15 protein-coding genes and 1 pseudogene are annotated in these 18,969 nt (G+C 41.1%); 1 reads left to right on the top strand and 15 read right to left on the bottom strand.

Annotated features, from left to right (window positions below; all coding sequences use genetic code 11):
- Nucleotides 1-13 precede the first annotated feature (13 nt).
- Both DWW85_RS11555 and DWW85_RS11560 read right to left on the bottom strand, forming a co-directional pair.
- Nucleotides 14-2,173 (bottom strand): annotated as a pseudogene (locus DWW85_RS11555) (ABC transporter ATP-binding protein); the annotation flags it as partial.
- 157 nt (nucleotides 2,174-2,330) lie between these two features.
- On the bottom strand, nucleotides 2,331-6,827 hold the full coding sequence (locus DWW85_RS11560) for a chitobiase/beta-hexosaminidase C-terminal domain-containing protein (RefSeq protein ID WP_117808714.1): 4,497 nt from the start codon (nucleotides 6,825-6,827) through the stop codon (nucleotides 2,331-2,333).
- A 420-nt stretch (nucleotides 6,828-7,247) separates the two neighbouring features.
- Here DWW85_RS11560 and DWW85_RS11565 point away from each other — a divergent pair, with 420 nt between their 5' ends.
- Nucleotides 7,248-7,502, top strand: a complete 255-nt coding sequence (locus DWW85_RS11565; protein ID WP_117808715.1) for a helix-turn-helix transcriptional regulator — start codon at nucleotides 7,248-7,250, stop codon at nucleotides 7,500-7,502.
- Nucleotides 7,503-7,580: 78 nt separating this feature from the next.
- Here DWW85_RS11565 and DWW85_RS11570 read toward each other — a convergent pair whose 3' ends face one another.
- From DWW85_RS11570 to DWW85_RS11630, 13 genes are all read right to left on the bottom strand, one after another.
- The gene (locus DWW85_RS11570; RefSeq protein WP_117808716.1) at nucleotides 7,581-8,612 is read right to left on the bottom strand and encodes a branched-chain amino acid aminotransferase; all 1,032 of its coding nucleotides are present in this window, start codon (nucleotides 8,610-8,612) and stop codon (nucleotides 7,581-7,583) included.
- A 100-nt stretch (nucleotides 8,613-8,712) separates the two neighbouring features.
- Entirely contained in the window at nucleotides 8,713-10,506 is a 1,794-nt protein-coding gene (locus DWW85_RS11575; RefSeq protein ID WP_117808717.1) for a glycerophosphodiester phosphodiesterase family protein, read from the bottom strand.
- A 618-nt stretch (nucleotides 10,507-11,124) separates the two neighbouring features.
- Entirely contained in the window at nucleotides 11,125-12,450 is a 1,326-nt protein-coding gene (locus tag DWW85_RS11580) for a phenylacetate--CoA ligase (protein ID WP_021943594.1), read from the bottom strand.
- A gap of 216 nt (nucleotides 12,451-12,666) precedes the next feature.
- On the bottom strand, nucleotides 12,667-13,359 hold the full coding sequence (gene rplA / locus DWW85_RS11585; protein WP_021943593.1) for a 50S ribosomal protein L1: 693 nt from the start codon (nucleotides 13,357-13,359) through the stop codon (nucleotides 12,667-12,669).
- Between the two features lie 60 nt (nucleotides 13,360-13,419).
- Nucleotides 13,420-13,845 (bottom strand): 50S ribosomal protein L11, encoded by a 426-nt coding sequence (gene rplK, locus DWW85_RS11590; protein ID WP_117808718.1) that lies wholly within the window; start codon nucleotides 13,843-13,845, stop codon nucleotides 13,420-13,422.
- A 57-nt stretch (nucleotides 13,846-13,902) separates the two neighbouring features.
- On the bottom strand, nucleotides 13,903-14,427 hold the full coding sequence (nusG, locus tag DWW85_RS11595) for a transcription termination/antitermination protein NusG (protein ID WP_008401095.1): 525 nt from the start codon (nucleotides 14,425-14,427) through the stop codon (nucleotides 13,903-13,905).
- Nucleotides 14,428-14,449: 22 nt separating this feature from the next.
- Entirely contained in the window at nucleotides 14,450-14,653 is a 204-nt protein-coding gene (secE, locus tag DWW85_RS11600; RefSeq protein WP_117808719.1) for a preprotein translocase subunit SecE, read from the bottom strand.
- Nucleotides 14,654-14,682: 29 nt separating this feature from the next.
- Entirely contained in the window at nucleotides 14,683-14,832 is a 150-nt protein-coding gene (rpmG, locus tag DWW85_RS11605) for a 50S ribosomal protein L33 (RefSeq protein ID WP_008401093.1), read from the bottom strand.
- Between the two features lie 176 nt (nucleotides 14,833-15,008).
- Entirely contained in the window at nucleotides 15,009-15,293 is a 285-nt protein-coding gene (locus DWW85_RS11610; RefSeq protein ID WP_078070213.1) for a hypothetical protein, read from the bottom strand.
- A gap of 35 nt (nucleotides 15,294-15,328) precedes the next feature.
- Nucleotides 15,329-15,805 carry a small multi-drug export protein gene (locus tag DWW85_RS11615; protein WP_117808720.1) on the bottom strand — a complete coding sequence of 159 codons (477 nt, stop codon included), beginning with the start codon at nucleotides 15,803-15,805 and terminating at the stop codon, nucleotides 15,329-15,331.
- Nucleotides 15,798-16,616, bottom strand: a complete 819-nt coding sequence (locus tag DWW85_RS11620) for an enhanced serine sensitivity protein SseB (protein WP_117808721.1) — start codon at nucleotides 16,614-16,616, stop codon at nucleotides 15,798-15,800. Before DWW85_RS11620 ends, DWW85_RS11615 begins: the two co-directional genes overlap by 8 nt.
- A gap of 2 nt (nucleotides 16,617-16,618) precedes the next feature.
- Complete coding sequence (locus DWW85_RS11625; protein WP_242996193.1) at nucleotides 16,619-17,440, bottom strand: zinc ribbon domain-containing protein; 822 nt, start codon at nucleotides 17,438-17,440, stop codon at nucleotides 16,619-16,621.
- 96 nt (nucleotides 17,441-17,536) lie between these two features.
- A complete protein-coding gene (locus tag DWW85_RS11630; protein ID WP_117808723.1) occupies nucleotides 17,537-18,820 on the bottom strand; it encodes an O-acetylhomoserine aminocarboxypropyltransferase/cysteine synthase family protein in 1,284 nt (427 codons plus the stop codon).
- Nucleotides 18,821-18,969 lie beyond the last annotated feature (149 nt).

An 18,969-nucleotide genomic window follows, 5' to 3' on the forward strand; every position in this document is an offset into this window, starting at 1 on the left:
CTTACGCTATGCTCGCCGCAATCTCTTTTTCAGATAACTGCGAACGGGCAATCTGCTCATATACCGGACAATTCTCCATCAGCTCTTTGTGTGTACCCTTGCCTACGATCTTTCCTTCATCCAGTACCAGGATCTGGTCTGCATGTAAGATCGTGCTGACACGCTGGGCAACGATGAATACCGTACTGTCTGTCATGTCTTCACGTAGTGCTTTTCTGACTGCTACATCCGTCTTGAAATCAAGAGCGGAGAAGCTGTCGTCAAATATATAGATCTTTGCATTCCGGGCTACTGCTCTGGCGATCGCAAGTCTCTGCTTCTGACCGCCGGAAACATTTGTACCACCCTGTGAAATGCTGCTGTCATACTGTTTATCCTTTTCCTCAATGAAATCTGTTGCCTGTGCGATCGCTGCCGCTTTCTTCATCTGTTCATCGCTTGCATCCTCTGCACCAAACCGGATATTAGATGCGATCGTGCCGGAGAACAGCACACCCTTCTGCGGCACATAACCGATATTCTCCCGAAGGCTCTCAATTGATACATCCCGGATATCCGTTCCGTCGATCGTGATCTTACCACCTGTGACATCATAGAATCTTGGCATAAGCTGCACCAGGGAAGATTTACCGCAACCGGTACTTCCTATAATCGCTGTCGTCTCGCCCGGTCTTGCTTCAAAATCAAGATCTGTCAGAACATCTTCATCCGCTCCCGGATATGCGAAGCTTACATGTTCGTAACGGACAACACCCTTTACAGCTTCTAACTTCTTACAATCCGGCTTGTCACAGATCGTACTCTCTGTATCAATAACTTCCTTGATTCGGTCTGCTGCCACGCCTGCCCTTGGAAGCATAACGGATAACATACCGATCATTAAGAAGGACATAATGATCATCATCGTATAAGTAATAAACGCTGTCATGGATCCAACCTGAAGCTCACCCGAATCGATTCTGTGAGCCGCAACCCACTCGATCAGGATCGTAACCGCATACATAATAAACATCAGAACCGGCATCATAAATGTCATTACACGGTTTACAAATAATGATGTCTTTGTCAGATCCTTATTCGCCTTATCAAAACGTTCTTCTTCGAACTTCTCTCTGCCAAATGCCCGGATAACCGGAATACCGGTCAGGATCTCTCTGGACACAAGATTAACACGGTCAACCAGATCCTGCATGATCTTGAACTTTGGAAGTGCAATTGCCATTAACACTCCGAGAACAACCAGGATGCCTGCTACCGCAACTACGATCACCCATCCCATGCTGGCGCCGCTCTCTACAACCTTTATGATACCGCCAACTGCCAGAACCGGTGCATATAAAACCATACGGAGCAGCATAACCGTAACCATCTGGATCTGTTGAACGTCATTTGTCGAACGCGTGATCAGGGATGCAGTCGAGAACCGGTTGATCTCTGCATCCGAGAATGAAATAACCCGTTTGAAAATGCTTTCTCGCAGATCACAGCCCACACCTGCAGCTACTCTTGCGGCTACCAGACCGGTAAGTATCGCCGATGCAACCATTAACAATGTCATAAGAATCATCTCTACACCGACACGTTTCAGATAGGACATCTGGATATCCTTATAATTATAATCCATACTGTCATAACAGGTTCTTGTACAGGTAATGGCAGATGACATCATCATATCATCCCCCATACTGTCACGCATGGAATCGATCATCTGCTTCATCTGCGTTCCCATCTGACTCCACATCTCAGGCGGCAGCTCGTCCAATGTCATACCGCTTGCTGCAAGCATCTGCTTTAACTGATTATCTTCATCCGAATCCACCATCGTATATGGATAATAATACATCATCATCGGCTCCATACACGCCTGATCGATCTCATCTATATGATCCTTGCCGTCATCTGTCATATGGTATATGCCATCATCCGACTGCTCATAATACTTTTCCCACACCGTCACATCATCTTCATCCATAAACCCTTTAATAATGGTATACGCTTTTTCCGGAATCTGCAACGGACTGCAATGATCAATGCCGTAATTCTGGATACCGGTATCGATCAGCTTCGACGTATAATCCGGTAATGCCAGATCACAATATGCCTGAACGATCAATAACAGAACAATGATCAGAACCGATTTCCAATATGGCTTCAAATTCTTAATTATCTGCATAGTTTCACCTCTCTATAATTTTCGCATGTAGAGGTATTCTATCACTACATATATAAAAGTCAATTAAATTCCCATAAAAAATGAATGAAAAAAGACCCGTCTGCCAACTTGGACAGACGAGTCTCCTTGTATATTTAATACATAATATATTGGGGCTTTATTTTACTGTAATCTTCAGTTTCTTACGGGCACCATTCTGAGCAAGTGCATATACATAACATGTACCTTTCTTCTTACCCTTGATTCTGCCTCCCTGTGAAACAGTTGCGATCTTGCTATTTGTTGAGATCCAACGAACCTTCTCACAGTGAACTTTCAGTTTCTTATTCTTAGCCATCTTGACTGTTGCATCAAGATAAACGGATTTGCGCTTTTTAACTGTAACCTTTGAAACCGTCTTACCCTTTGTGTTCTTTACAGTAACACCGATCGGGTTGTTGTACTTGTATTTCTTTGTTGCAGTTATTGTATGTAACTGGAAGGACTTGCCGATCATTCTCTTTTCTATCTTTCCAGTCTTGGAATTTCTTACATTCTTATAAGCAATAACCTTAAATTTATAGAATGTATTCTTCTTGAACTTCTTACCGCCTGCAAGCTTTGTAAGTGTATAGCTAATGTTCTTCTTACCCTTTAACTTACTTGCAGAAACAGTCTTGATCTTCTTATATTTGTAAATCTTATTCTTCTTATTGCAATAGTTACCGTAGATGATGTATCCATCAGCCTCTTTCAGACGTTCCCAACGTAAGGTCACCTTGCTTGTTGTAGCAGAAGCTCTGCCTGTAAGCTGTCCCTTGGTATACTTGTCTACCTTGTCGCTTGAAATCCACTTATCGGCTTCTTTTGTACCTGGCTTTGGTCCCGGCTGTGTTACTTCTTCTTTACTAACGGTTACTTTTCCATCTGAAAGACGGATTACAACAAACTGTACTGCATCACTGTCTTCCATACCATTCTTAACTGCGATCGCTGTGATCGTAGTTGTGGAATTCTTCTTAATTGTAAGTGGCTTTGTATACTTTGTACCATACTTGGTTGTTGGGTAACTTCCATTTGTTGTATAGTAGATCGTTGCACCTGCTGTCTTTGTTGCAAGGGTAAATGTATTGTTATCCTTAGAACGTGTTCCTGTTGGTGCTGCAACCTGTTCCTTAACAGGATTTACAGGTGTAGACGGAATCAGTTTGCTTACTTCTGCTGATACCACATCACTGTTTAACTTACCCGGAAGAGATGCAATTGCCTTAATTGTCTTACCGGCAACAGAAGCTGCATCAATCGGGCCTGTATACTTCTTGCCATTCTTCTTGCTTGGTGTGCTTCCATCTGTTGTGTAGTAGATCGTTGCACCCTTTACTGCTGAAACAGTAATTGTCTTTTTGTCACTGCTTGCTGCGATCGTTGGCTTCTGGGTCTTCAGATCTGCTACCTTGACAGTTGCAATATCACTGTCCTTCATGTTATCTTTTACACCAATAACCTTAATCGTATCAATCGTCTTTCCATTCTTATCTGTTGCAGGAATTGACCCTGTATATTTGGTTCCGTTCTTCTTGCTTGGTGTTGATCCATCTGTTGTATAGTAAATATCTGCATCCTTCGGATCTGCTGTGATGATCAGTGATGTGCCATCATCGGAAACCTTAACGGATGGCTTACCAACCTGAGCTTCATCCCCTCCAAATGGTTTGCCAGGCTCCAATGATTCTACCGCATATTCCCGAACATCACTGTCTTTCATGTTAGCCTTAACACCAACCGCCTTTACTGTTTTAATCTGCTTACCATCTGCTCCTAGTACAGAAAATGGTCCTATATATTTCTTACCGTGTGTCTTGCTTGGAGTTGTTCCGTCTGTTGTATAATAGATATCTGCACCCTCTGTAGTTGTAGAAAGGATTACTGCACTCTTATCATCTGTCAGTTTTGCAGTTGGCTTATCAACCTGTTTGATTACGATCACTGGTGGATCCAGCTGCTCCTTCACTGTGAAGTACGCAATATAGCTGTCCTTCATTCCAGATTTTACAGCGATCATGGTAATCTTCTTTCCTACATTATCCTTAACTGACAATGCTCCTGTATACTTGGTTCCATTCTTGCTGCCTGGATCACTTCCATCTGTTGTGTAATAAATGGTTGCACCTGCTGTCTTTGTAGCAAGAGTAAATGTCTTCTTGTCCGATGACACTGTTACGGTCGGTGTTTCTACACGTTTCAGATTTTCATCGGATGTATTAACAGGCTTTGAAACAGATGTCGGCTCACTTGCATAATTTGTGTATAAACCTTCATCAATACCCACCGTTGTAAGATCATCCACATTGATTTTTTCTGCAACAATATAAACTTTATATTTGTCAAAAATATTTTCTGTTGTTATTCCAGCCTTGCCAATCTTGTTAACAACTGCTGCAAGATTAAGTTTTGTTGTGCCTGACAATGTAGCTGCTGCTACATCCTCCAGCTTTCCATATGCCAAGATATTTGCATTCTTTGCATTATAATTCTTATCTGTTACAAGATATGAAAGCTGATTTACACTCTTCTTATTGGTTCCACTGATCTTATACGGAATTGTAACCACATTACCGGACATGGAAGGAGTCTCTGTAACTGCTGTTGTCATTCCATCATCTAAAAGTGTCAGCTTATATTCTGCACCATAAGTTCCAGCCTTGCCTGCTACAAGATTCGTAAACAGAACTGCATCCTTGTTGATGTTCATAGCCGGTGATGTTCTACATTGAAAATCGTATACATTGTCCAATTGTCCATCTGATGTAACATAACTTCCCACTATATGATAATTAGGCGGAGTATAAGTACTTCTTAAATTATAACCGGTTCCCTTTACTCTCTGCATAGAAGCCTGGATCGTATCCGGATATCCATAGCTGGTATTCGTAGCCTCTCCCACACTCAATGCAAAAACCTTGGTATCCTTCAACTGTGTTTTATCTGATAATTTACCGGCAAGTCCTGCACCATCTGTTGCAGATACGCCTGTCTTTGTACTGGATGCAATTGTGCTCTTTTCTACCGATGTAAATGTCTCCAGGAAACCGGTACTGTCATCATTCATCCATTCATTCTTAAATACATTATTATTTGTATCTTCACTATTATATTTGTGGTTAATGGTTGAATCATATTCAAGCAGATAACTGTTGCCAGTATTAAAATCTGCTCCGGAATCTGTATCAAGTACACGGAACTTTAATGGTTCGCCCTTATAAGAACCAAACCAGACATAATTTCCTTTCCATTTTTCTGTTGGATCTGGCTTTGGATCCGGATCAATGATCGGACCGTCTGGATCTACATCTGGTTCATTTTCCGCTTTTGGAATAGATACCTGAACAGGCTTACTTGCATAATCTGTAAACAGGCTCTCATCAATATCAGATGTCGATGCTATATCCTTTCTTATTGTTTCAACAACCAGATAAATTTTATAATTGTTTACTAAACGATCAACGGTACAGCTATTCCCAATCTTCGCTGCTATAGATGCAAGATTTAATCTTACATCTCCTGCCATAGATGCTGTTGCTGCTTTTCCATATGCAAGCACTTTTACACCTGATGCATTATATGCTTTGTCTGTTACCAGATATGATATCTGATTTCCCGCTTCTCCTGCCACGGAATATGGCACTGTTACAACATTACCGGTTCGATCAACAGAACCTCCTACAGAAAGCTCCATTGACGGATCCAGTATTGTAAACTTATATGCTGCTCCATATTGACCGGCTGTACCGGATACCAGTGATGTAAATAATACATTATTTTTATTCAAGTTAAACGCCGGTGTAGATGCCAGTGGTCCCTGGAAGCAAAGTTCAACACCATCTTTTACCTGAACACCCATTGCACCTGAGCGTCCGGAATTCTTAGCAGTAGATCTTATAAAATATCCATACAGTGTTTTATTCACATTCTGTTCTCTCTGCTTTGCCTTGTTCGCTGTATCAGGATATCCATAATGTGTATTTCTGTATTCGGAAGCATCAAGCGCAAACACCTTGTCCTTATTTAACGGTGTATATATATATTCAGAACCGCCTGCAGCAAAATTTAAGCCGCCATCACTGCTGTTTTTTGATGCTTTTGTACTTGCCAGGATTCCATTCAATTCAACTGAAGAAAATCCAGTTAAAAAATAAGGCATCTCTTTATTTGTAATAGAACAGGTCATTTTTTTATAACCGGTTTCATTCATCCATTTAACTAATGAACTGTCAGCATAGGAATACTGCTCTGTAGATGTCGTCTTACCTGCAAAAGTATAGGAGTATACCTGCGGTCCGACCACTTTATCTGTCTGAAGCAGCATACTGGAAGCACCAGTAGAAAATGAATACCGGCTTTCTGTATCTAATACACGATACTTGATCGGTTCCCCATCATACTTACCATAGTACACATAACTTCCCTTCCAGGAAGCTGTTGTACTCAACTTGTCACCATTATGAGATCCATATGGATTCCCAATTCCTGAAACGCCGATACCTAAAATCGTTTTTCCGGTTTCAGTTGTCGCAGCGTCAACTTTTGAAAGTGGGCTTATGACCGGCAATAAACTAATCGCCATTGCCGCACTTAGCGCCAATGCTGTTCCACGTTTGAAAAAATCCTTTTTCATAGTTTACCTCCATTCTTCATTCTGAACTGTTCATTCCTTTTTTTACAGTTCATTTTCCGGATACCATCCCTTATGGCATCCTTTTTCTTTGTTATTTATTTTGTGACATTTCACAATATAGAAGTATATATTGTCGTATATTAAATATCAAGATTAAAAGCAATTTTCAGGTCATTTTCGTATAAATGTATATAAAACATACGCATTTTATTGTTTTTAAGGGCATTTTTGTACCATATGGCTAATTACAAACTTAATATTTATGTAAATTTCCGTCTTTATCCGACTTAATAATTAACCTGAAAACGGAAACCGGATATTTTCAAATGGCATATGTCGTATAACTAATATCATATGTAATATTACGTCTAATTTATATTTTATAAAAATTTACATAAAATACATAGTTGAGGTGATTATATGAGCAAACACGCTGAAGCGACTCATAATGATAAACGATATATAGAACTGGGGTATAATATTTCGTATTATCGCAAACATAAGGGCTATACCCAGGAACAACTTGCAGAAAAACTGGACATTTCAAGACAACATCTGGGCGCCGTCGAAGCCCCTAACATCGTTCGATCCGTTTCGCTGGATCTGCTGTTTAATATTGCAGATGCGCTTGAGGTAGACGTTCGTGAGCTTCTGGATTTTCATGGAAATGCCTAAAAAAAGATATGACGCAAATCCCACCAGAGGAATTTACGCCATATCTTTTTTCTTTCTTTATAGAAACTATTTTAATAATTAGTCTACTTTGATCTCTTTGATCCATCCTTCCGGAGCTTCGATCCTACCCATCTGGATACCTGTTAATGTATCATAGAGCTTCTGGATAACCGGTCCCATCTTCTCCATTCCACTTGGGAAGCAGATTTCTTTGCCATGATCAACAATCTTACCTACCGGTGAGATAACGGCTGCTGTACCACACAGACCACACTCTGCAAAATCTTTTACCTCATCGAAGTATACTTCTCTGTGCTCTACTTTCAGTCCGAGGTACTTCTCAGCAACTACCATAAGTGAACGTCTTGTGATTGATGGAAGGATACTGTTTGACTTAGGGGTTACAACTGTTCCATCCTTTGTTACGAAGATGAAGTTTGCTCCACCTGTCTCTTCTACCTTTGTTCTGGTTGCTGCATCTAAGTACATGTTCTCATCATAACCTTCCTGATGAGCTGTAACAATTGCATGAAGGCTCATTGCATAGTTCAAACCAGCCTTGATATGACCCGTTCCATGAGGTGCTGCACGGTCAAAATCTGAAACCTTGATCGTAATTGGCTTTGCACCGCCCTTAAAGTAAGGACCTACTGGTGTACAGAACATTCTGAACTGATACTCATCTGCCGGCTTAACACCGATTACAGGATTTGAACCAAACATATATGGTCTGATGTAAAGAGTTGCACCTGAACCATAAGGTGGAACATAAGCAGCATTTGCTCTTACTGTCTCTTCTACTGCCTTTACAAATCTATCTTCCGGGAATGCAGGCATCTCAAGTCTCTTTGCTGAATCTGCCATTCTGCTTGCGTTCAGATCAGGACGGAAACATACGATTCTGCCATCTTCTGTTGTATATGCCTTTAATCCTTCAAATACTGTCTGGGCATACTGAAGAACACCTGCACACTCACTTAATACAATGTTTGCATCATCTGTTAATGTTCCTTCATCCCATGCACCATTCTTATAATTTGATACATATCTTTTATCCGTTTTGATATAACCAAAACCGATACTTGACCAGTCAATATTTTTCTTCTCCATAACTATTCATCCTTTCAGTTTCTATTTCGCAAAAAAATAATATTCATAGTTTCTGTTATAGCACATTCTTTTCTCAATTTCCATAGTATTGATAATTTTTTTACTGCTCAAATATATATTTTACCATATCTGATACGGCATTACTGTCCTTATGCTTTAAGGTTCTCTTTGCAAGCGGCACGCGATCCGTGATGATATTATCCACGCCAATTGCCATCATACGACGCATCTCGCTGCTGGTATTTACCGTCCATGCGCAGACCATAATACCTTTTTTATGTGCTCCGGTTACCACCTGCCTGGTCAGGTATCTGGCATCAATGCTTAACACATCCATTGCTTCATAATTTGTCCGGTTGCTGTATCCGAAGCTGTATATATAGCCCGTCACGATATCCGGATCATCTTTCTTGATCCGTACAAGAGACCGCTGCTTAAAGGATGTGACAATACATTGCTCTTCCATGTTATTCTCTTTGAGCATCTGCGCAACCTTTGCTTCCAGTTCCCCGTCGTTCCGAACCGTTTTCAATTCTATGTTCATCATGACCTTGCCTTTACAGGTATCGATTGCTTCCTGTAAGGTTGGAATCTTTGTTCCGGCATATTCATCCGAAAATTCTGCTCCGGCATCCAATTGCTGCAGCTCCTCATAAGTAGTATCACATACCAGCTTATCAACGCCTGTCGTCCGCTTAGTCGATGGGTCATGCATCAGCACAAGTACCCCATCTGAAGTCAGTCGTACATCCATCTCCACATAATCTGCTCCTTCTTCGATTGCCTTTTCAAATGCAGGGATCGTATTCTCCGGAGCTTCACTGCTGGAACCTCTGTGTGCAGTAATCAACGTTGCCCCAAGGGAAGCGTATGTCGGTGTCGTACCTGCAGACAAAAATCTGATATTCAAATATATTGCCAGCACACAGGCAACAGCAACCATACTGACCAGTACATAATGGGTCTGCTTGTTAAGATCAGCATTATCTACATAATACATAAGCATCTTTGGTCGTGCGAGCTGTAATGCTGCAGAAATGTTGAACATACCACAGATAAAAAGCAGCAGCCCTCCGACAACGATGTTTATACGATTATACACTTCATAAAACAGTATCAGAACATTGTCGCCATCAGATTTTGCCTTGATAACAAGAACACTTACCAGAATAAATACTGCATATAGTACCGCACAGAATAAAGCAATAAACAATTCCCATAACATCTGGAACATAAAATGATGAAATCTTTCCCGTCGTGTCAGCCGGGTCTGCTCTTTTGCTTTCGATGCATCGACATTTCCAAGGATCAGCAACCGGATATATGGAATCTTTACGGACATAACCCAGATACATATCAGATAGATCACTGCAAATCCGATCCAAAATGCTTTCTTTCCGGTTCCCCGAATACACAATTTCAACAGGTATTTTGTGACCGTATTATTATTTAACGCCATCAGAAACGGTGGCATGTATACTGCAAACGCAAATGGAAGCATGTAGAAAATACGCACAATTTTCCTTTTTCCAAAGAAACGGAAGAAATGCTTCTCGACCTGTACCAGATATTCAATCAAGCCATGTCTGCTGTGCCGGAGTGATGCATCAAACAATACAATATACATCGTAAGGTTCAACAACATGAACACCATGAGCAGCACAATAAGAAGCAATATATAAATAATAGATCCCGGCTTAATCAGGACATCCAGAAAGTTCTCTTTCGTGATCGAACTGTATCCGGACAATTTGATCGCCAGATAGAATCCACGAAATACAACCGGAACCAGAATAAACGACGAAACCAGTAGAAAAGCAAGCTGACATAGTACCACCCTTATTTTATTATGTGCCAGAAAATATCTGATTCGGAGCATATATTCCGCTTTCATATCTGTCTGCCTCCTGGTTGTTTGTTCAAAACAGGCATTGCAGAATATTCTATGCTCTGTTTAAACATTTCTGACATTACCAACCAGAGGACGCTTCCGCTCGTTTCCACTCTGTGTAACTTCGAACTAACCTCAGCAAAGCCTCGCTAAGGTCTCAGTTACTCGTGCAACGGTACTAAGATGCCGTTTACACGCCATCTAAGGACCGGCGGACTCAAATGCCTCTGAGTTGGTAAGTCAAAATGTTTAAACAAAATCTACAATATGCTTTCTGCAATTGCCTGTTTAATCTCATAGTCTATATTATAGGCACAACCGAAGCTATCTGCAAGCACTCTCTGTCACAATAATCTGACAACCGAACACATCCGGCTTCTGATGGTATATAAAGACAGGGACTTACTCTTGGTTATTAGTCCTGCCATCATAACATGACATATGTGAGGATTTCGTTATTCGCTGCATATTGTCAGTAAATACGAGTGCCTGTCCGAGCCAAAGGCGAGTTGGCACAAGAGTATTTACGAATCAGACATATGCAGTGAATAGAAACCGCAACAAATCATTTATGATGGCAGAGCTAAAAACAAGAAGTAAGCCCCTGGCGTATATTTAAACTTAGAAGCCGGTGTTTCGGTTATCGGTAATACGCTTTGCCTTGCCCTCGGAACGAGCAATAGACTTCGGCGGAAGCAGTTCTACCTTGGCACTGATCAGCAGAGTCTGCTTGATCTGTGTCTTGATATATGCAGCCAGCTTCTCAAGCTTATCCGCATCGTTTATATCAACATCATCCTTTAATTCCACCTGAACAGTAAGCTTATCCTGTGAATTCACACGATCAACTACCAGCATATAATGTGCAGATGCTTCTTTCACACCCATCAGTACAGCTTCAATCTGACTTGGGAATACATTGACGCCACGAACAACAAGCATATCATCGGTACGTCCTGTGATACGGCTCATCTTAACTGTTGTTCTTCCACAAGCACATGTTCCGTGATGTAAAGTACAGATATCATGTGTTCTGTAACGGATCATAGGCGCACCTGTCTTGGTCAGTGTAGTAAATACCAGTTCACCCGGTGTATCATCCGGAAGCGGTTCTTCTGTTACCGGATCGATGATCTCTGCAAGCACATGATCTTCATTGATATGCATACCATGCTTTTCCATGCATTCAAATGCAACACCGGGACCACCGATCTCCGTAAGTCCATAGATATCGAGTGCATCAAAATCAAGCAGATCTTCCAGATGCTGTCTCATTTCCTCTGTCCATGGCTCTGCACCAAAACAACCGGATTTCAGTTTTAATTCTTCCGGCTTGATTCCCATTTCATGGATGGTTTCTGCCAGATATGTTGCATAAGATGGTGTACAGCAAAGCATCGTAGCACCAAGCTCTTTCATCATTATAATCTGTCTCTGTGTATTACCGGATGACATTGGAATTACTGTAGCCCCAATCTCTGTTGCACCCTGATGTGCCCCCAGTCCGCCAGTAAATAAACCATAACCATAAGCAATCTGAATGATATCATCCTTTGTACCGCCTGCAGCAGTCAGTGCTCTGGCAACCATCTCTGTCCATACCTTAATATCATTTTCCGTATATCCTGATACGATCGGCTTTCCGGTTGTTCCTGAAGAACCCTGAATACGTACAATATCTTTAAGATCTGCAGCAAATAGTCCATATGGAAAATTATCTCTCAAATCGGTTTTCTGCGTAAATGGAAGCTTTACGATATCTTCAATTCCATTAATATCTTCCGGTTTTACTCCGGCTTCGTCCATTCTCTTTCTGTAAGCCGGAACATTATTATATTCCAACTCTACGGTAGCTCTCAGTCTCTCTCCCTGAAGCTTTTTTCTTTCATCAAAATCCATACATTCCATTGCATCGTTATAGATGTAATGAATCTTCTTCTGTCTCATATGTGACTATCCTCCATGTCTGATCTTGGCTTTACTTTTTCGCTTTTATGTTTTTCCACACTAAAGCGTTTACCCATAAAAATTTTAGCTGAGCAGCCTGTATATGTCAAGGAAGTTTTTACCTTCCCTTAAAGATTTTCCATATAGTACAAAACGACCACCACACAGGCGCGTCCTGCATGATGGTCGTTCTGTCAATATATTGGTATATAAGATTTACGCAAATCTTGTTGTGTTAATCTTTACACCAGGACCCATTGTTGAAGCAATTACAACGCTCTTAAGGTACTGTCCCTTAGCAGCTGATGGCTTTGCTTTTACAATAGCATCCATTAAGGTCTGGAAGTTTTCGTCTAACTGTTCCTCTGTAAAGGAAGCTTTTCCCACTGGCACATGGATAATATTGGCTTTATCAAGTCTGTACTCTATCTTACCAGCTTTGATATCATTAACTGCTTTTGTTACGTCCATTGTAACTGTACCAGCCTTAGGGTTTGGCATTAAGCCCTTAGGTCCAAGTACACGACCAAGACGTCCAACAACACCCATCATATCAGGTGTAGCTACAACAACATCGAAATCTAACCATCCGTCTTTCTGGATCTTTGGAACTAATTCCTCACCACCTGCGTAATCAGCACCGGCAGCAAGAGCTTCGTCTACCTTATCTCCCTTAGCGAATACGAGAACCTTAACTGTCTTACCTGTTCCATGAGGTAATACAACTGCACCACGTACCTGCTGATCTGCGTGACGTCCATCAACGCCCAGTCTTAAGTGAGCTTCGATTGTCTCGTCAAATTTAGCTGTAGCCATTTTCTTTACCAAAGCAACTGCCTCTTCAAACTCGTAAACGGCTGTTTTGTCATAGAGCTTGCTTGCATCTATATATTTCTTACTCTTCTTCATTATAAACCTCCTGTGGTCTTATCGGGAGCGACCCTCCCACCAAAATGTTTTTATTCTTAATTACTCTTCAACTGTAACGCCCATTGAACGAGCTGTTCCGGCGATCATGCTCATAGCAGCTTCAAGGCTTGCAGCATTTAAATCTTTCATCTTAAGTTCGGCAATTTCCTGAACCTTAGCCTTTGAGATAGTTGCAACCTTTGTCTTCTTTGAGTTAGCTGAACCGGATTTGATATTACAAGCCTTCTTGATCAGAAGTGCTGCAGGAGGAGTCTTAGTGATAAAGCTAAAGCTCTTATCCTGATAAACTGTAATAACAACAGGAATGATCATATCTCCTTCGTTAGCAGTTCTAGCATTGAATTCTTTTGTAAATGCAACGATATTAACACCATGCTGACCAAGAGCCGGTCCAACAGGTGGTGCAGGTGTTGCCTTTCCTGCAGGGATCTGTAATTTGATATATCCTTCTACTTTCTTCGCCATCTTAGCGCACCTCCAAAAATATTGTGGTAATAACGGGGGATACCCTTCCACTCACTCTTACAATTTCTTGATATCAGCGAATGCAATCTCTACAGATGTTGCACGGCCAAATATTTCTACATCGATGGTAATGGTCTGTTTACTTGGGTTAATTGCCTTAATACTACCCACGGTACCTTCCCAGGCACCTGCTGTAACCTCAACCATATCGCCTACTTCCGCATCGATCACGATTGTCTCCTTGTTGATTCCAAGGTACTTCATCTCATCATCTGATAACGGAACCGGTTTTGATCCCGGTCCTACGAATCCTGTAACACCTCTTGTATTACGGACTACATACCATGTGGCATCGTTCATAATCATATTGAGCAGAACATAGCCGGGAAACAGTTTTCTGGTAACAGCTTTCTGTACACCGTTCTTAACCTCAATGGATTCTTCTACGGGTACAGATACTTCTAATATCTGGTCCTGTAATTTTCTGTTTTCAATTGTTTTCTCAATATCAGCTTTAACCTTATTTTCATAACCTGAGTAGGTATGGACTACATACCATTTTGCGCTTTCTGCATCTGCCATATAATTCACCAACCTTTACTCATTATATTATGAAATTCAAGCCTATTTGTATAAGCCAGTCAACAACTGCAATAATAGCTCCGAGGATTACTGTTGAAACGATTACTACGGCTGACTGCTTAAGCAGGGTTGTTCTGTCAAGCCATGTGATTTTCTTGAATTCACCCTTTAGTTCCTGGGTCCAGCTTTTCTTGAGAGCTGTTGATTTTTCTTCACTTTTTGCCATTAAACCAATCCTCCTTCACTGGTCCGGAACTATTTTGTTTCCTTGTGTACTGTATGCTTCTTGCAGAATCTGCAGTACTTCTTTGTTTCCATTCTGTCTGGATGCGTTTTCTTATCCTTTGTCATATTGTAATTACGCTGTTTACAATCCTGACATGCCAATGTTATTTTAACGCGCACTTCCATCTACCTCCATTACTTATTTTAAGGCATAAAAAAAAAGACCTCTTTCATCGCACGTTTAACAATAACACAAGTATACAGTGCAAGTCAAGAAATCTTTTTCTGTTTTTAGACATATTCTCTATTTTTTAATTTTATAAAGAAATATGCCGCATTTATTGGATTGTCTGTATTTACCCCTTCAGATCCTTTAAGGTATGGAATAATTCCATATCCGATTCTGTCAGTTTTACATTTGTACAGATCTGCTTTCCCTCCGGATCCGTGATCTTTACTTCTATAATATAGTCTTCTTTGATCCCGCTTGCCATCGCAGCCTGTAAAAACATCGGAAACTTCGGATGATTGGATGCAAATTTCTCCCATGCGGATTTTATCTTAAAAATTGATGCCGGATTTACCATATCTATCTCCTTATACGCCTGCAAGTTTTGCAGCTTCTCTCGTCCTGCAGACATATCTCTTATTAAAATATTATTCCATATTTATGATATCAGAATAATGCTGCAATCGCGCCAAGCAGTCCGTAGCTTACAACTCCCACGATCAGTCCTGCAAGTACAACACCACCCATAACGGCAAGTGCACTCTTCTTCCAGTCAAGATCTAAGAAGCTGGCTGCCAGAGTACCCGTCCAGGCTCCTGTACCCGGAAGTGGAACCCCGACAAACAACATCAATGCGATATAGACTCCGCCGCCTGTTTTCTCAAGCAGCTTCTGTCCGCCTTTTTCGCCCTTCTGAATACACCATGTAAAAAATTTCCCTATATATTTCTTATCTTTTCCCCACATCAGAACCCGTCTGGCGAACCAGTAGATCACCGGAACCGGAAGCATGTTGCCGATCATACAGATGATCAGTGCACGAAATGTCGGTATTCCGAATACCGCTGCATATGGAATCGCACCTCGCAGTTCCACGATCGGAACCATAGATATCAGAAACATGATCAGATATTTTTTAAACATTATTATCTCCTACAATTTCTTTTTTATAGAATGGCTCTGTATTCTCTATAACCTTTTTTCCAAGTCCGTTATCTGTTCCTGTAAGTGCGATTGGAATACCAAACGCAAGCGGTTTTATCTTTGGAAGAAGGGAATCAAATAAATCTTCTTCATCACCTTCAAAATCAATTGTGATCAGATACTCTTCATCTGAATTTTCTTTTTCCATCATCTGGATATAAGCTGCCTTTACATTTGGACGTTCAGCCAGGAATTTCTTTGCTTCATCCAACATATCAACCGGCATATATTTCGGACTTCTTAAACGGATCTTTGTATTTGCCGGAATTGTATGCTTCTTGATATTCGTATTCTTATGCTCCTCAAGCACACTCTTTCTGCTTTCATCCACTGTCTTTATAAGTGCATCCGGAACCTGCATACCAACTGTGTAGGGATCGATCACGATTCCCTGGATCTGACCATTGGAATTCAGAACCAGTGGGGCAACCTCTTTATAAGTAAGTGCCATCTTCTCAACTTCTACTTCCTTGATCGCATGCTCAAATTCTTCGTCATTTGTAAAACATGGGAAGAAGTTCTTTCCTGTATTATCTGTGATAACACGGAAATTTACTCTGAATTTTCCATCTCCCATGATCCTTCCCTGATCATCTTTTACCGGTTTTGGATCCAATGTTGCAGGCAGGATAAATCTCGCCTGTAACAGCTTCTCGATGAAATTCTTCAGATTCTGCTGATTGTTCTCTGCTTTAAATATTTCAATCGCCTCTAACAACGCTTCATTCTTTATCTTATTGCCATTTTCCATGCTTATTTTGCACCTTTCTCCTTTAAACTATCCTTATATTCTTTATATGCAGCTTCTGCTTTCTTACTTTCTTCGCTTCGCTTGGATGCTACCATCTCCGGCATAACATCGACCATTGGTTCCCCAATATACTCTGTCAGCTTCTTAAGGAATTCTCTTCCTCCTTTATAGGTTGCTACCGGAATTGCAACAACTCCCTGCGATGTCATCATTACATACCCTCTTACCACATGATAAAATGGTTTATGCTCATTCGCCTGCTCTCTGATATCTGCAATTGCATAACGCTTCCACCTTCCCGGTATCTTGCAGCAATACAGATATTCCTTATCCAGCTTTGCCGCTGATCCAACAATGCATCTGCACATCATACCGATCAATAATCCCAGAGCAATTGCTGCCAGAAGCAAAATCCTTCCGGTTCCCTTGAATACACTGTCAAATCCCAGAAGTGCTACAACAATAAATAATACGATAGCTGTACCAACAATAAATGCCAGATACCCAACTGTAGTGTATGCCTGATACTGTCCATACTTATTTTTTTTGCATTTCGAATAATAACTGAACGGTGAATCAATAAGACCAAGGTCAGCTCCACACAACGGACAGTATTTCTGATTCAGTGTCGCATTTGCAGGAATTGACTTCCCACAGTGCGGGCAACGGAAAAACATCTGATTGATAATACCAGACAACAGCAGCATGATAACAAACAGTCCCCATCCGTATATGATCTTTCCAACAAATGTAAATATAAACAGTCCCAGAGTACCGATCATGGGCATAATTACAATACAACCCTTGGCAATTCTTAACTTCATTTCTTCCTCCATCCACAGCAGGATATTTCCTTTGCTATTTTCTATAACAGTTCTGCTGTGGCTATCTTCTTTCTATATTTCAGACCGGTTCAGATCCTAGATCTGCGCAAATGCCTGTTCCAGATCTGCGATCAGATCTTCCGCATCTTCCAGTCCACATGAATAACGGACAAGATCAGGATATACACCGCATGCTGTCAGTTCTTCATCATTCATCTGCCTGTGTGTTGCACTTGCCGGATGCAGACAACAGGTTCTCGCATCCGCTACATGTGTCTCAATCGAACCGAGTTTTAAGTGCTTCATGAATTCTTCCGCTGCTTTTCTTCCACCCTTTACACCGAAGCTTACAACGCCACAGGAGCCGTTTGGCAGATATTTTTCTGCAAGTGCGTGATATTTGTCATTTTCCAGTCCGCAGTAATTCACATAAGCAACCTTATCATTCTGTTCCAGATATTTTGCAACTGCGAGTGCATTCTCACAATGACGCTTTACTCTGACATGCAGACTCTCCAGTCCGAGATTCAGGATAAATGCACTCTGCGGAGACTGTACAGAACCGAAATCACGCATCAGCTGTGCAGTTGCCTTTGTGATAAATGCGCCCTCTTTTCCGAACTTCTCTGCATATGTAATTCCATGATAACTGTCATCCGGTGTGGTAAGTCCCGGGAATTTGTCTGCGTATTTCATCCAGTCGAACTTTCCGGCATCTACGATGCATCCACCGACAGCTGCTCCATGTCCGTCCATGTATTTGGTTGTGGAATGAGTTACGATATCTGCTCCCCATTCGATCGGACGACAGTTGATCGGAGTCGGGAATGTATTATCTACAATAAGCGGTACTCCCTGCTCATGCGCTACCTTTGCAAACTTCTCAATATCTAATACGGTCAGAGCCGGATTTGCAATAATCTCACCAAATAATGCCTTGGTATTCGGACGGAACGCTGCACGGATCTCATCTTCAGATGCGTCCGGATCAACAAATGTGAAATCGATTCCCATCTTCTTCATCGTTACCGCAAATAAGTTATAGGTTCCACCATAGATGGAATTTGATGCTACAACATGGTCACCACAATTTGCAATATTAAATACTGCATAGAAGTTTGCTGACTGACCGGAACCGGTAAGCATCGCCGCTGCACCGCCCTCTAACTGACAGATCTTCTTTGCGACCAGATCATTTGTCGGATTCTGAAGTCTGGAATAAAAATATCCATCTGCCTCCAGATCGAATAATTTACCCATATCTTCACTTGTTGCATATTTGAATGTTGTACTCTGATAGATTGGAACCTGACGTGGTTCTCCGTTTCCCGGTTCATAACCTCCCTGTACACATGTTGTATTAATCTTATATTTACTCATTACATCCTCCTAATAACTATATCTTCTGTGTTTTATGATCTATTCCAAGTTTCTGTATTCATATCCATTATTATTTCCAGTATAAATACCTGTCTTTTCATGTACCATTTAGCACATCAATTCATTATATAAAATTTATCCCGTTCCTG

The organism is Clostridium sp. AF17-21AC (assembly GCF_003461365.1).
GTDB lineage: Bacteria > Bacillota > Clostridia > Lachnospirales > Lachnospiraceae > Coprococcus > Coprococcus ammoniilyticus.